The sequence below is a fragment of the Rhodopila sp. genome (assembly GCF_965277165.1).
Classification (GTDB): Bacteria; Pseudomonadota; Alphaproteobacteria; order Acetobacterales; family Acetobacteraceae; genus Rhodopila.
This window is the reverse complement of record NZ_CBDICE010000006.1, coordinates 3,057,565-3,070,826: the sequence shown is the minus strand read 5'-3', so window position 1 is coordinate 3,070,826 and position 13,262 is coordinate 3,057,565. Positions and strand designations below refer to the sequence as shown.

At 67.9% G+C, this 13,262-nt stretch carries 10 protein-coding genes; 6 read left to right on the top strand and 4 right to left on the bottom strand.

Going from position 1 to position 13,262, the window contains the following annotated elements; all coding sequences use genetic code 11:
* Positions 1–144: 144 nt before the first annotated feature.
* The 4 genes from ACQY4Y_RS26215 to ACQY4Y_RS26200 all read left to right on the top strand — a co-directional run bounded on the left by ACQY4Y_RS26215 (position 145) and on the right by ACQY4Y_RS26200 (position 4,584).
* Positions 145–567 carry a DUF1489 family protein gene (locus ACQY4Y_RS26215; protein ID WP_428493494.1) on the top strand — a complete coding sequence of 141 codons (423 nt, stop codon included), beginning with the start codon at positions 145–147 and terminating at the stop codon, positions 565–567.
* Positions 568–683: 116 nt separating this feature from the next.
* On the top strand, positions 684–1,949 hold the full coding sequence (gene hpnE / locus ACQY4Y_RS26210; RefSeq protein WP_428493493.1) for a hydroxysqualene dehydroxylase HpnE: 1,266 nt from the start codon (positions 684–686) through the stop codon (positions 1,947–1,949).
* A 38-nt stretch (positions 1,950–1,987) separates the two neighbouring features.
* Positions 1,988–3,928, top strand: coding sequence for a squalene--hopene cyclase (shc, locus tag ACQY4Y_RS26205; RefSeq protein ID WP_428493492.1), 1,941 nt, complete (start codon positions 1,988–1,990; stop codon positions 3,926–3,928).
* Complete coding sequence (locus ACQY4Y_RS26200) at positions 3,820–4,584, top strand: hypothetical protein (protein ID WP_428493720.1); 765 nt, start codon at positions 3,820–3,822, stop codon at positions 4,582–4,584. The genes shc and ACQY4Y_RS26200 overlap by 109 nt, the downstream gene beginning before the upstream one ends.
* A gap of 223 nt (positions 4,585–4,807) precedes the next feature.
* Here the strand turns inward: ACQY4Y_RS26200 and ACQY4Y_RS26195 are convergent, their stop codons facing one another.
* The 4 genes from ACQY4Y_RS26195 to ACQY4Y_RS26180 are packed head-to-tail and all read right to left on the bottom strand — an operon-like array spanning position 4,808 to position 8,434.
* Positions 4,808–5,398, bottom strand: a complete 591-nt coding sequence (locus tag ACQY4Y_RS26195) for a class I SAM-dependent DNA methyltransferase (RefSeq protein WP_428493491.1) — start codon at positions 5,396–5,398, stop codon at positions 4,808–4,810.
* A complete protein-coding gene (locus ACQY4Y_RS26190) occupies positions 5,395–6,132 on the bottom strand; it encodes a PIG-L deacetylase family protein (RefSeq protein WP_428493490.1) in 738 nt (245 codons plus the stop codon). Before ACQY4Y_RS26190 ends, ACQY4Y_RS26195 begins: the two co-directional genes overlap by 4 nt.
* A complete protein-coding gene (locus ACQY4Y_RS26185) occupies positions 6,129–7,280 on the bottom strand; it encodes an acyl-CoA dehydrogenase (RefSeq protein WP_428493489.1) in 1,152 nt (383 codons plus the stop codon). Before ACQY4Y_RS26185 ends, ACQY4Y_RS26190 begins: the two co-directional genes overlap by 4 nt.
* Before the next feature lie 2 nt (positions 7,281–7,282).
* The gene (locus ACQY4Y_RS26180; protein WP_428493488.1) at positions 7,283–8,434 is read right to left on the bottom strand and encodes a glycosyltransferase; all 1,152 of its coding nucleotides are present in this window, start codon (positions 8,432–8,434) and stop codon (positions 7,283–7,285) included.
* Between the two features lie 141 nt (positions 8,435–8,575).
* On the opposite strand from ACQY4Y_RS26180, the gene ACQY4Y_RS26175 reads away from it, so the two are divergent.
* Positions 8,576–9,586, top strand: coding sequence for an NAD(P)/FAD-dependent oxidoreductase (locus ACQY4Y_RS26175; RefSeq protein WP_428493487.1), 1,011 nt, complete (start codon positions 8,576–8,578; stop codon positions 9,584–9,586).
* A 213-nt stretch (positions 9,587–9,799) separates the two neighbouring features.
* Positions 9,800–13,258, top strand: a complete 3,459-nt coding sequence (locus tag ACQY4Y_RS26170; protein ID WP_428493486.1) for an FAD-dependent oxidoreductase — start codon at positions 9,800–9,802, stop codon at positions 13,256–13,258.
* Positions 13,259–13,262 lie beyond the last annotated feature (4 nt).

The window sequence follows — 13,262 nt, the reverse complement described above, 5'->3', positions numbered from 1 at the left end:
GCTTGCGAAGCGCAGCGCAGCCCTTAGCGATATGCTGCACCGCAGCATTGAATCAACCGCGCGACGGATTTTCGACCTATCGATGTGTCCCGATGTTTGCGCCTACACTGGCATGTCGAAATCGCTGGAACCGAGTCGCCCACCATGTTGCATGTGACCAAGCTAGCCGTCGGTGTCAGTGACACCGAACATCTGCGCCGACTGCAGGCCGCGCGGATGCGGGATCATCCGCCGTTGCGTCACCGCACGCGCAACTTCCCCAGGCGACGGGCCGAGGTGATCGACGGCGGTTCGATGTATTGGGTCATCGCTGGCACCATGCTGGCGCGCCAGCGCATCCTGGACATCATAGAAGACCAGCGCGACGACCAGACCGCCTGCGCCAGTTTCGTCCTCGACCCCGAGGTCATAGCGCTGGCCGGGCGCCCGACCCGGCCGTTTCAGGGCTGGCGCTATCTCGATCCCGACGGCGCGCCACTCGATCTGCCCGCGATCGGTGCGATCCTTGGCCTTGACAGCCTGCCGGCGGCACTGCGCCATGAACTGCGCGCGCTCTGTCTGCTCTGATTCCGGGCAATGTCCAGCCTCAACCTCGCCCGAGCGCCATTCCCAAGAACCACAGTCGCGATGAGCTGCCGGCGCGGCTTGCGTAGCTTCGGCCGAGGCGGCAAAGCCTCAACCCGATGACGCACGTCCACGTGATCGGGGCCGGCCTCGCCGGCCTCTCAGCAGCCTTGACGCTGACCGCTCGGGGCTGCCGGGTCACCGTTCACGAGGCCGGCCCGGCCGCCGGCGGCCGTTGCCGATCCTACCTCGACAAGGAACTCGGCCTGCGTATCGACAACGGCAACCACCTGCTGCTGTCGGGCAATTCGGCGGCCAACAGCTACATCGCCGAGGTCGCCGCGACCGACGCGTTCAGCGTCGCGCGCCGCGCGAGCTTTCCGTTCATGGATCTGGCGACTGGCGAACGCTGGTCGGTGCGCCCCAACCGGGGCCCGATCCCCTGGTGGATCCTCAGTGCCGGCCGCCGCGTACCGGCAACCCGCGCGTCCGAGTATCTGCAACTGGCCCGCGTCGCCCGCATCCGCGACGACGCCTCGGTCGCCGACAGTATGCGTCCCAGCCGGCTGTACCGGCAACTGCTGGAGCCGATCGCCATCGCCGCCCTCAACACCCCCCCACGCCAGGGGCTGGCGCGACTGCTTGCCGAAGTGATGCGCGAAACGCTGCTGCGTGGCGGGGCTGCGTGCCGGGCGATGCTGCCGAAGGCCGGCTTGTCCGAGGCGCTGATCGACCCAGCCATCGCCACCCTGCGGGCGCGCGGCGCCGAGATCGGGCTCAATCGCCGGATCGCCGGCCTGACCATCGAGGACCGCAGGATCACCGCGCTGCGCGGCCCCGCCGGTCCTATCGCTCTCGACGCCGACGATGCGGTCCTGCTCGCCGTGCCGCCCTGGGTCGCCGTGGAACTAGTGCCGGGCCTGGTCGGCCCCGATGCGTTCGAGGCGATCCTCAACATCCACTTCCTGCACGCCGCCGGTCCGGCCGGACCGATGGCGGAGGCCGGCTTCATCGGCCTGACGTCGGGAACCGCGGAGTGGGTGTTCATCAAGCCTGGGCACGTCTCGGTCACCATCAGCGCCGCCAACCGCATGGTGGATGACCCGGCCAGCACGATCGCGGCGCTGGTCTGGCCCAACGTGGCGGACGCGCTTGGGCTGCACCCCGACATGAAGCGGACGCTGCCGCCCTACCGCGTGGTCAAGGAAAAGCGCGCCACTTTCGCTGCCACCGCCGAGCAAGAGATCAGGCGGCCGAAGCCGCGAACCGCACTGGCCCGCAACCTCGCGCTGGCGGGTGACTGGACAGACACCGGCTTGCCCGCCACCATCGAGGGCGCCATAAGGTCCGGCCGCTCCGCCGCGGAAGCTCTGCGCACGCTCTGATTGCAAGGAAGCCCACAGGAAAGTCCCACGGGGAAGCCATGGACCTCGATACGATAACCGCCCCGGTTGTCGAAGACCCCGCGTTGCTCGATGCCATCTCCCGGGCGACCGATGCGCTGATGCGTCATCAAAAGCCGGACGGCCATTTCGTCTTCGAGTTGGAAGCGGATGCCACGATCCCGGCCGAGTACGTTCTGCTCGAGCATTTCCTCGATCGCATCGATGCGGACCTGCAGGCGCGGATCGGGGTCTATCTGCGCGCTATCCAGGGCCAGCATGGCGGCTGGCCGCTGTTCCATGACGGCGCGTTCAACGTGTCGGCCAGCGTGAAGGCCTATTTCGCGCTGAAGGCGATCGGCGACGATCCGGATGCCGCCCATATGCGCCGCGCGCGCGACGCCATCCTGGCCGCCGGCGGCGCGGAGCGGACCAATGTCTTCACCCGCGCCCAGCTTGCGTTGTTCCAGGCGGTGCCGTGGCGGGCGGTCCCTGTGATGCCGCTGGAGATCATGCATCTGCCGCTGTGGTTTCCATTCCACCTCTCAAAGGTCTCCTACTGGTCGCGCACCGTGATGGTGCCGCTGCTGGTGCTGATGGCGCTGCGGCCGAAGGCGCGCAATCCACGCGGGATCGGCATTCCCGAACTGTTTCGCACCCCGCCGGATCAGGTGACAGACTGGATCCGAGGTCCCTATCGGTCGGCCTGGGGCCGTTTCTTCAAGGGCGTGGATGTGGCCCTGCGCGTGGCTGAACCGCTGCTTCCCAAGGCGTCCCGCCGCTCCGCGATCGACAAGGCGGTCGCCTTCGTCACCGAACGGCTGAACGGCGAGGACGGCCTCGGCGCGATCTACCCGGCCATCGCCAACTCCGTGATGATGTTCGACGCGCTCGGCTATCCCGCCGACCACCCCAACGCCGCCATCGCCTGGCAATCGGTGCGCAGGTTGCTGGTGACCGAGCCCGATCGCGCCTATTGCCAGCCCTGCCTGTCGCCGGTGTGGGACACCAGTCTCGCCGGCCATGCCCTCGCCGAGGCGGGTGTCGCCACCGAGGCCGCCTGCGACTGGCTTCGTCCGTTGCAGATCACCGATGTGGTGGGCGACTGGGCGGTGCGCCGGCCCGATCTGCGGCCCGGCGGCTGGGCGTTCCAATACAACAATCCGCACTATCCGGACGTCGATGACACCGCCGTGGTCGGCCTGCTGCTGCACCGCAACGGCCACCCTGCCCATATCGGGGCGATCGAGCGCGCCCGCGAATGGATCATCGGCATGCAGTCCTCCGATCGCGGCCCGATGGACGGAGGATGGGGCGCGTTCGAGCCGGAAAACACCCACTACTACCTGAACCACATCCCGTTCGCCGACCACGGCGCGCTGCTCGATCCTCCTACCGCGGATGTCAGCGCGCGCTGCGTGTCGTTTCTTGCGCAGATCGGCATGGCGGACGACGACCCGGTGATGCAGCGCGCGGTGTCGTATTTGCGGCGCGAGCAGGAAGCCGATGGCAGTTGGTTCGGCCGCTGGGGCACCAACTACATCTACGGCACCTGGTCGGTGCTGTGCGCACTGAACGCCGTCGGCCTGGCGCACAGCGATCCGGCGATCACCCGGGCGCTGGAATGGCTGGTCTCGGTGCAGCGCGACGACGGCGGCTGGGGTGAGGACGAAGACAGTTACGGCGACGCGCCGCACGGCCGCTACAAGACCAGCACCCCGAGCCAGACCGCCTGGGCGGTGCTGGGCCTGATGGCCGCGGGCGCGACCGATCATCCGGCCACCGCGCGCGGCATCGCCTATCTGGCCGACGCGCAAAAGGCCGACGGCGAATGGACCGAGGCAGCCTACACCGCGGTTGGCTTTCCGCGCGTATTCTATCTGCGCTACCACGGCTACAAGATGTATTTCCCGCTGCTCGCGCTCGCCCGCTACCGCAATCTTCGCCGCGGCAATGCGAGCCGAACCGAGTTCGGCATCTGAGCGAAGCAGGCCGGCCGGGCATCGTCGTCGGTCTGGCGGCCGAGGCGCGCATCGCCACCCGGTTCGGCTATCCAGTCGAAACCGGCGGCGGCACGTCCGCCGGAGCAGAGGCCGCCGCATCCCGACTGGTCGACGCCGGCGCCACCGCGTTGATCAGTTTCGGCCTGGCGGGCGGCCTCGATCCGGCGCTGCGTCCGGGCGAGGTGATCGTGCCCCAAACCGTGCTGTCGGACGGCGTAACGCGACAGGCCGATCGGTCGCTGGCCGATCGGTTCGGTGGACTGACCACTCATACCATCCTGGGCGGCCGCGACATTGCCGCAACCGCGGTGGGGAAGCGACGTATTCAAGGGTTGACCCAGGCGCATGCCATCGACCTTGAAAGCGGAGCCGTCGCGGCAACGGCTGCGGCGCACGGCCTGCCTTTCGTCGTGGTCCGGGCGATCTGCGACCCAGCCGAACGAGATTTGCCGCCCGCCGCCCTGTTCGCCCTCGATCCGGGCGGCGCGATCGCCCCGTGGCGCGTCATCCGCTCGGTTTTCGGCGACCCGCGCCAGATCGCCCCTCTCCTGGCCCTGGCGCGCGACGCCCGAACCGCCCGAACAGCGTTGCTGCGCCTGGCCACGCGCTTTGAGGCGGAACGGCCCGCAGGTTGATCCAGACTCTCGGCGGCAAACCGGCAGCAGCGGCGACCTGCTCTATCGCCGATGCGGCTGGACCGAACTCGGCACGATCCTCGACCACGCCTACACCGTGCACGGATGTCCCGCAGCCGCGACCGTGTTCTACAAAGCGTTTGCTCCGCATCGACGACCTGCAGCCAGTCCCCGGGTCGGGGACTGACGGCGGGGCAGGGCGCTCATCCGACCCCGGCGGGGATCAACCAGGGGCCGCCTCTGCGGAACCCAACAGGTCCAACCTGTAGCGCCGATGCCGCTCCTGGCGGGTGACGCGGAGCGCCGTTTTCGTCTGTTCGACGAAACGATCAGGCGCGGCATCGCTCGGACTCGGATCGTCGGTTTGACCGAGCCAGTTGACCAGCACGACGGCGCCGCCGGGCATCAGACAATGCAATACGTGCCTCGCGCAGGTCGCGATGTCGGCGGCCGACAGGAAATACAATACCTCGGAGAACACGATCAGGTCGAACCGCCCCCCCGGCCATTGCCCCGGCACCTGCATCTGTTCGAAGCGCACCTGGGGCTGGTCGGCGCAACGCGACCGGGCAGCGGACAGCGGGTCCTCCACGATATCGATCCCCAGCAGGCTGTCGCATTGCGGCGCCAGCATCCGGGTCAGGATCCCGATCGAGCAGCCGACCTCCAATCCCGCACTGAAGCGGCGATCGCCCAGAGCGTCCAGTGTTTGCCGGTATTTCGCCCGTTCGTAGCGGCTGGTGTTGAACCCCCACGGGTCCGGGTTCGCCTGGTACAACCGTTGAAAGTGGCTGGCGGGACGTGACCCCGTCATGGCCGAATAAATGTCTCGAACGCGGTGTCGAACACCGACAGCAGCGTGTGCGGCAGCTGGAATCCAGCCGGATCATCGGTGATCAGGCCGCCATATTGCGACCGATGCGCCTTGAGGGCCGCCCGTTTGGCGCCCAGGAACAGGCTGATATCCAGACGGCAGCCGACGGCTGGCGCACCCGGGATCGGGGTCTCGGGCGGCAGGGTCCAGCCCCAGACCGGAAAGGCCAGGTGCTTGATCCCGCTGCATTCCGCCACGGCTGCGGCGATCAGTGACGCCGCCGTGTGATCGCAATGCGGGTCGTGCCGCCACGGCGCCAGGATCGCCGTGAAAGTCGGCTCGCGGCGGATCAATCCGACCAACCGGGCCACCACGGCGGCAAATCCCGGACCGTCATGTGGCGCGGCGGTGTCCGGCTGTCGCAGCAGAACTAGCCGGTCCGGCGCCAGCCCGAGGCAGGCCGTTGCCTCAAGCACTTCCCGCGCCCGCAGCGCGCGCAGCCGGTCCGGGGGAAAGTCACGCGAATTGGGGTGCGAGCCGGCGCCGTCGGTCAGGACAACGACCAGGGGCATCCGGCCGGCGGCGGCGCACATCGCGATCAGGCCGCCGCAGCCAAGGCTCTCATCGTCCGGATGTGGCGCCAGGATCAGGCACGTGCCGCTGCCGATCACATCGTCGAGGCTGCCCAGCTTCAGTCCCCGCCACGCGCTCTGACACTCCCCGGCCGTGCTCAAAGCCGATGGTCCGTAAGATCGGCGAACCAGATTGCCGCCTCGGTCAGCACCTCGTCGGGCGCTGGCTGGCGCAGGTAGGTGGACAGGTCGCGGCAGATCAGTTCGATCGGGTTACCTTGGCGAAACGCCGACAATCCGACCGAGCGCTGCACCAGCCGCATTGCCTCCAAACAGGCGGTCTCCACGGCGATCCGCGCCAGGCCGACGGTTGCCACGCGATGGCCGGTTTCGGCGCTCTCGTCCTCGGCGACCCGAGCCGCCGAACTGACCCATAGGCGACTGGTCTCGCGCGCGATAATAGCCCTGCCAAGCCTGGCCTGCACGTGCGAATTGTCGAGCCGGCCGGATTGCCGTAACTGGTCCGCCGCATGGTCGATCAGGGCGATCAGCCCGCCCAGTGCCACCGCCGATCCGCGCCAGGCACCGGCGGAAAAATCCGGCTCTCGCATGTAGTCGCCGGCGCGTCCGAGCAGGCGATCGGCCGACACTTCGCAGCCGGTGAAGTCCACCGAACCGGTGACCGCCGCACGCATGCCTTGCAGCGGAGACGGCAGCGGCGTCACGGTCTCGCCAATGCCCAAGGGAAGCGTCAGCATCCGCGTGTCGCCGTCAGCGTCGCGGGCGGTGACCAAGGCGGCGGTGGCATGGCCGGCGGCAGAGCAGAATTGCTTGCCCCCGGTCAGCAGGACCCGCGCGCCAGCCCTGCGCATGCGCAATCCGTCGGTTGGCGGATCGGTGACCCACAACGCATGCAGCCGTTCCGGCTCCGGCTGCACGCCGTAGCGGGCCATCAGGTGCAAAGCGTTGACATGCGCCTCCAGTATCCGCCCGACCGAAAGATTGCCGCGTCCGAGCTGTCCAAGCAGGCAGGCAAGTTCGTCCGTTCGGTTGGAGCTGAGCCCCTCGGGGCCGAGCCTGCCGCGATCCAACCTGTCGCGATCTAGCTCCTCGCGATCTAGCTCCTCGCGATCCAGCCCCTCGCGATCCAGCCCCTCGCGATCCAGCACGGGCAGCCGTGGCGACAACGCGCCCGCGGCGCGCAACTTGTCGATCTCCTCGGCTGGAAACAACGCGTCCCGATCCAGCGCATCGGCGCGGCTCTGCATCCAGGGAACAAGGTCGCCTACCGCGGTCAACAAAGCTGACATGGCTAATCCGCCGCCAGCAATTCGGGCGGCAGCAGCGATTTGAGCAGCGCCTCGGCCGCGGTGATCTCGATCCCCAGGTCACCGAAGCGAACCCGCCGGCGCCGCAGCAGCGGACTGACGGCCTCCAATCGCGCCCAGGCTGCGCCGAAACGGCCCATGGCCAGAGCGTCCAAGAGGCTTCGGGGCGACAGCGCCATATCGCCAGCCAGCGCATCGTCCTTCACCCCGCGATCCGTCGCACGGGCATCCACCGTTCGGGCATCCCCCGTTCGGGCATCCCCCGTTCGGGCATCCCCCGTTCGGGCATCCCCCGTTCGGGCCCAGGCCCGCCGCACCCGCCGGCGCAGGCGATAGCGACGGAACGCATCGCCGGCCGGCTCGACCTGGTCGTCGGTGAATTCGTCCTGCCGCACCATCCGACGCCGGATCGCATCCGCCATGCCGCCTTCGGCACGACCGACCACGCGGCCGGAGACCGTAACCTGGATCGCCGGATCGTGCCGCAAGCGTGCATCCATCATCCACAACGCCCGAACGAACGCGCGGTCTTCTCCCGCGGCGATTGGCGGAATGCCGCCGACCCGGTGGAAGGCCGCGACGCCGACCGCCAAGCTTGCTCCGGAAGCCTCGGTATGGCGAGGCGGCGGATCGTGCGGTTCGGGATCCAGCATCCAGGCCAGATCATCCAGCAGCGCGATCAACCGGCACTCCAAGGCATCGTCCTGGTGTAAATGAGCCGGGATCAGGGTCGCCTCAAGCGGATCGATCACCGCGCGGCCGCAAACCACGTCCGCGCCCTCAGCCAGCCCGCCGACCGCGCGCGACACCCAATCAACAGGTACCGTGGCATCGGCGTCGGTGGTCAGCAGCACGCCATCGGATCCCGCCCGCACCGCCGCTGCCGCCATCACCAGACGGCGCGCATGGCCGGCATTGGCTTCGGCCAGCGGCAGGTCACGGCTGATGATTTGCAGATCAAAGTGGAGATTGGGCGCCATCGCCCAGGCAATCGGTTCGGTGGCGTCGGAGCAGTTGTTCAGCAAAAGCACAACCAGGTCGGGACGCAAGATCTGCTTGTCCAAGGCAATCAGACAGGATTCGATACGCTCCGCCTCATCGCGCGCGGGAATCGCGACAACAGTGTTGTTAGCCACGAGCGAACCACGCCATGGTGGGTTTCCTGCCGACAAATGTGTGCTTGTTGAAGAAGTGGACCTTCGACGGGCGGATACGACCCGAGGTCACCTAGCTGTTATGCGGCTTGTGCTGACGAATAAGCGACGTATAGGGCGCGCATGACACAGAATATCGAGACCGACGTGGCGATCGTCGGCGCCGGCCCGGTCGGGCTGTTCGCGGTTTTCGAATTGGGCATGCTGAAGCTGACCAGCGTATTGATCGACTCTCTCGCCGAGGTCGGCGGCCAATGCACCGCGCTGTATCCGGAAAAGCCGATCTACGACATTCCGGCGCAACCCTCGATCGAGGCAGGCGCCCTGATCACCCAGCTCGAACAGCAGATCGCGCCGTTCGCCGCGCCCCGTCTGCTTGGACGCCAGGTCAACGGCCTTCGCGGCGAAAGCGGCGGCTTCAGCTTGACCACCGACCAGGGCGACCGCGTGCGCGCCAAGGCGGTGATCGTCGCCGCCGGCGCCGGCGCGTTCGGCCCCAATCGGCCACCGCTGGACGGCCTCGCCGCCTACGAGGCTTCGGGCTCGGTGCAATATTACGTCCGCCGCCGCGAGGATCTGCGGGGCAGACGCGTCGTCATTGCAGGAGGCGGCGACTCCGCGGTCGACTGGGCACTGGCGCTGAAGGATATCGCCCGCGTCGCGGTCGTGCATCGCCGGCCAAAATTTCGCGCAGCGCCAGAAAGCGCCGCGCGACTGGACGCGGCGGCGCGAAACAATGAGATCGAATTGGTGATCCCGTATCAGTTGCGCGGCTTGGCCGGAACCGATGGCACGCTGTCGGCGGTGGAGGTCGCGACTCTGGATGGCGCCGTCCGCTCGCTGCCGGCCGATGTGCTGCTGCCGTTCTTCGGACTGTCGATGGATCTCGGGCCGATCGCCGCCTGGGGGCTGCAAAGCGAGCAGCACCATGTGAGCGTCGACCCCGCGACCTGCCAGACCAGCCAGCCCGGCGTGTTCGCCATCGGCGACGTGGCAAGTTATCCGGGCAAGCTGAAGCTGATCCTGCAAGGCTTCAGTGAGGCCGCCGTCGCGGCGCACGCTATCTTCCCGATCGTCCACCCGGATCGGGCACTGCACTTCGAATATTCCACCAGCAAAGGCGTCCCGACATAGCGGGGACCGACAGGATGCTTGCCCCGCGCCCCGCCTCGACCGCGGTTGCCTGGTCAGCCGTCCGCCCTGCCTGGTTGTCCGCGCCTGGTTATCCGCCGTGCCACGCGCTGGCCGCGCCCGACATTAACCATACCCCAGCGTTGCGGACATCAAGGTTGCCTGACCTGGACGGCTGTGGCATCCGCAGCGATTGCTGGAAAGTGGTCTGCTCCCGTGACTGTTTCTGACGTTCCGCGCCTCGGCTTCACCTTCTTCGATCTGGCGGCCCGCGATGGGCTGATCCGGCTGGACCGGCGGTTCCTGGACAGCCTGGCGACGCAGGACGCGGCGCTGCACCAGCGTTTGCTGGCGGCCCGAGCGACCCCCCAGGCGGTAAGCAACCGCGATGAGTCCGACCTGGTGGTCGCTCTCGGGCCGCATCTGGATGGATTCGTCGCGGCGCTGTTCGGGATCGAGGCGGAAACCGCCGCTCTGACGCAACAGACCCTGGCGCTGGATCCGATCCACGCCTGCAAGCGGCTGTTTGTGCAGCGCCAGGCGGTGAAGAAGTATCCCGACCCGTCCGGCTTCGACGGTCCGGCGTTGCGCGCCGTGCTGCAGGCGCGGATGGGCACCGCGTTGACCGAGCGCGGCTTTGCCACCCAGGTCCAGGCCTGGGAAGCCGACCCCGAGGCTCTGGACGTGGCGCTGCGCTATGCCGCATGGGCAACGCTGACCCCAGACGGGCAGGCGTTCCACCGCGGTGGCACGCTGTTCCGGGTGCCTGCCAGGGTCGATCCCCAACATCTGGTGCCGGTCGAAACGATCGAGCGCGATGGCGTCACCATGCTGCGGCTGCCGGAACATGACTGGCGGCACCGCGAAGGCTTCGCGCTGACCGATCACGGGATGAACACCCAACAGGCGCTGGATCAGATGAACTACTGCATCTGGTGTCACACCCAGGGCAAGGACTCCTGCAGCCAGGGCCTGAAGGACCGCAAGACCGGCGGATTCCAGAAGTCGGTGTTCGGGGTTACCCTGGCCGGCTGCCCGCTGGACGAAAAAATCAGCGAAATGCACACGCTGCGGGCCGCCGGGCACGTTTTAGGCGCGTTCGCCACCATCGCCATCGACAACCCGATGATGGCGGCGACCGGCCACCGCATCTGCAACGATTGCATGAAGGCCTGCATCTACCAGAAGCAGGAGGCGGTCGATATCCCGCAGGCCGAAACCTCGATCCTGAAGGACGTTCTGAAGCTGCCCTGGGGGTTCGAGATCTACGCGCTGCTGACCCGCTGGAACCCGCTCGACATCCGCCGCCCGCTGCCCAGGCCCGATAGCGGCCGCAAGGTCCTGATTGTCGGCCTGGGTCCGGCCGGGTTTACCCTGGCGCATCACCTGATGAACGACGGCCACACCATCGTCGCCATCGACGGTCTGAAGATCGAGCCGCTGGGGATCGACGCCGCCGCCCCTGTGCGTGACGTGGAGACGTTGTTCGAAAATCTGGACGACCGGGTCATGGCCGGGTTCGGCGGGGTCGCCGAGTACGGCATCACCGTGCGGTGGAACAAGAATTATCTGAAAATCGTCCGTCTGCTACTGGAACGGCGCGCCGAAAGATTTGCCCATTTCGGCGGGGTGCGCTTCGGCGGCGGCGCGACCCTGTCGATGGACGATGCCTGGGCGATGGGCTTCGACCACATCGCGCTGTGCATGGGCGCCGGCAAACCCACGGTGCTCGACATCCCGAACGGCCTCGCCCGCGGCGTGCGCCAGGCCTCCGACTTCCTGATGGCGCTGCAACTGACCGGAGCAGCCAAACAATCCTCGGTCGCCAACTTGCAGCTCCGCTTGCCGGTGGTGGTGATCGGCGGCGGCCTGACCGCGATCGACACCGCGACCGAGAGCCTGGCCTACTACGTTCGCCAAGTGGAGAAATTCGCGCTGCGCTACCGAACGCTGGTGGCGGAAAACGGCGAGATGAAGGTCCGCCTGCCGTGGACCCCGGAACAGGCCGAGATCGCCAACGAATTTCTCGCCCATGCCGCGGCGATCGAGGCAGAGCGCAGCGCCGCGGCGGCGCAAGGCCGGCCACCGGCGCTGGCGGCATTGCTGGACAGTTGGGGCGGCGCCACCATCGCCTATCGCCGCCGCTTGGTGGACAGCCCGTCCTACACGCTGAACCACGAGGAAGTGGCCAAGGCGATGGAGGAAGCCGTGCGCTTCGCCGAGGGCCTCAGCCCGGTCGCGGTGGAAACCGACGCCCACGGCCACGCCGCCGCGCTGCGTGTCAAGCGCGCCGACGGCACCGAGGCAGCCCTGCCGGCCCGCGCCATCCTGGTCGCCGCCGGCACCCAGCCGAACACCGTGCTGGCCCGCGAGGACCATCGCATCCAGCTCGACGGCCGCTACTTCCAGGCGGTTGATGAGAACGGCGCCAAGGTCGAGCCGATCCGCGGCCTCGCCAAGCCGGAAGAGGCGCGGGTGTTGATGCACCGCGCCGAGAACGGCCGCTTCGTCAGCTTCTTCGGCGACCTGCATCCCAGCTTCTTCGGCAACGTGGTGAAAGCCATGGGCGGCGCCAAGCGCGGCTACCCGGTAGTGTCCCGCGCGCTGGCGGCACAGCCGGCCAGCACCGTCGCCGGCCGCGACCTGATCGCTGCCGCCCGCGACAGCCTGACCGCCAAGGTGCATGCGGTGCACCGCCTGACCCCCACCATCATCGAGGTGGTGATCCGCGCCCCCGCCGCGGCCCGCGCCTTCCGCCCCGGCCAGTTCTACCGGCTGCAGAACTTCGAGGTACTGGCAGCAGCCGACGACGAACCCGGCATCGGCCGCACCGTGCTGAACATGGAAGGCCTAGCTATGACCGGCGCCTGGACCGACCCCGACGCCGGACTGGTCAGCATCATCGCCCTCGAGATGGGCGGAAGCTCCGACCTCTGCGCCATGCTGCGCCCAGGTGAGCCGGTGGTGCTGATGGGCCCGACCGGCACGCCGACCGAAATCCACCCCAACACCACCATCGCCCTGGTCGGCGGAGGCCTGGGCAACGCGGTGCTGTTCTCGATCGGCGCGGCGACCCGGGCAGCGGGGTCGAAGGTGATCTACTTCGCCGGCTACAAGGCCATGCGGGATCGCTACAAGGTGGCCGAGATCGAGCGCGCCGCCGACGTCATCATCTGGTGCTGCGACGAAGCCCCAGGATTCGCCCCCAATCCCGCTCGGCCGCAGGATCGCAGTTTCGTAGGCAACATCGTGCAGGCGATGGCGGCCTACGGATCGGGCGCGCTGGGGCCGCGGGCGGTGCCGCTGATCGAGGCCCAGCATATGATCGTCATTGGCTCCGACCGTATGATGCAGGCGGTCGGCGCGGCTCGGCATGGCACGCTGGCGCCCTATCTGAAGCCGGGACACGGCGCGATCGGGTCGATCAACTCCCCGATGCAGTGCATGATGAAGGAGGTCTGCGCCCAGTGCCTGCAGCCGCAGGTCGATCCCCAAACCGGCGAGCGGACCGTGGTGTTCTCCTGCTTCAACCAGGACCAGGCGCTGGACCGGGTGGATTTCCCGGCCCTGCACGACCGCCTGGCACAGAACGGCACGCAGGAGAAACTGACCGCGCAATGGATCGATCGCGCGCTACGCCGCCTCGAATTACGCCAGGCGGCCGCAGCGGAGTAGATAC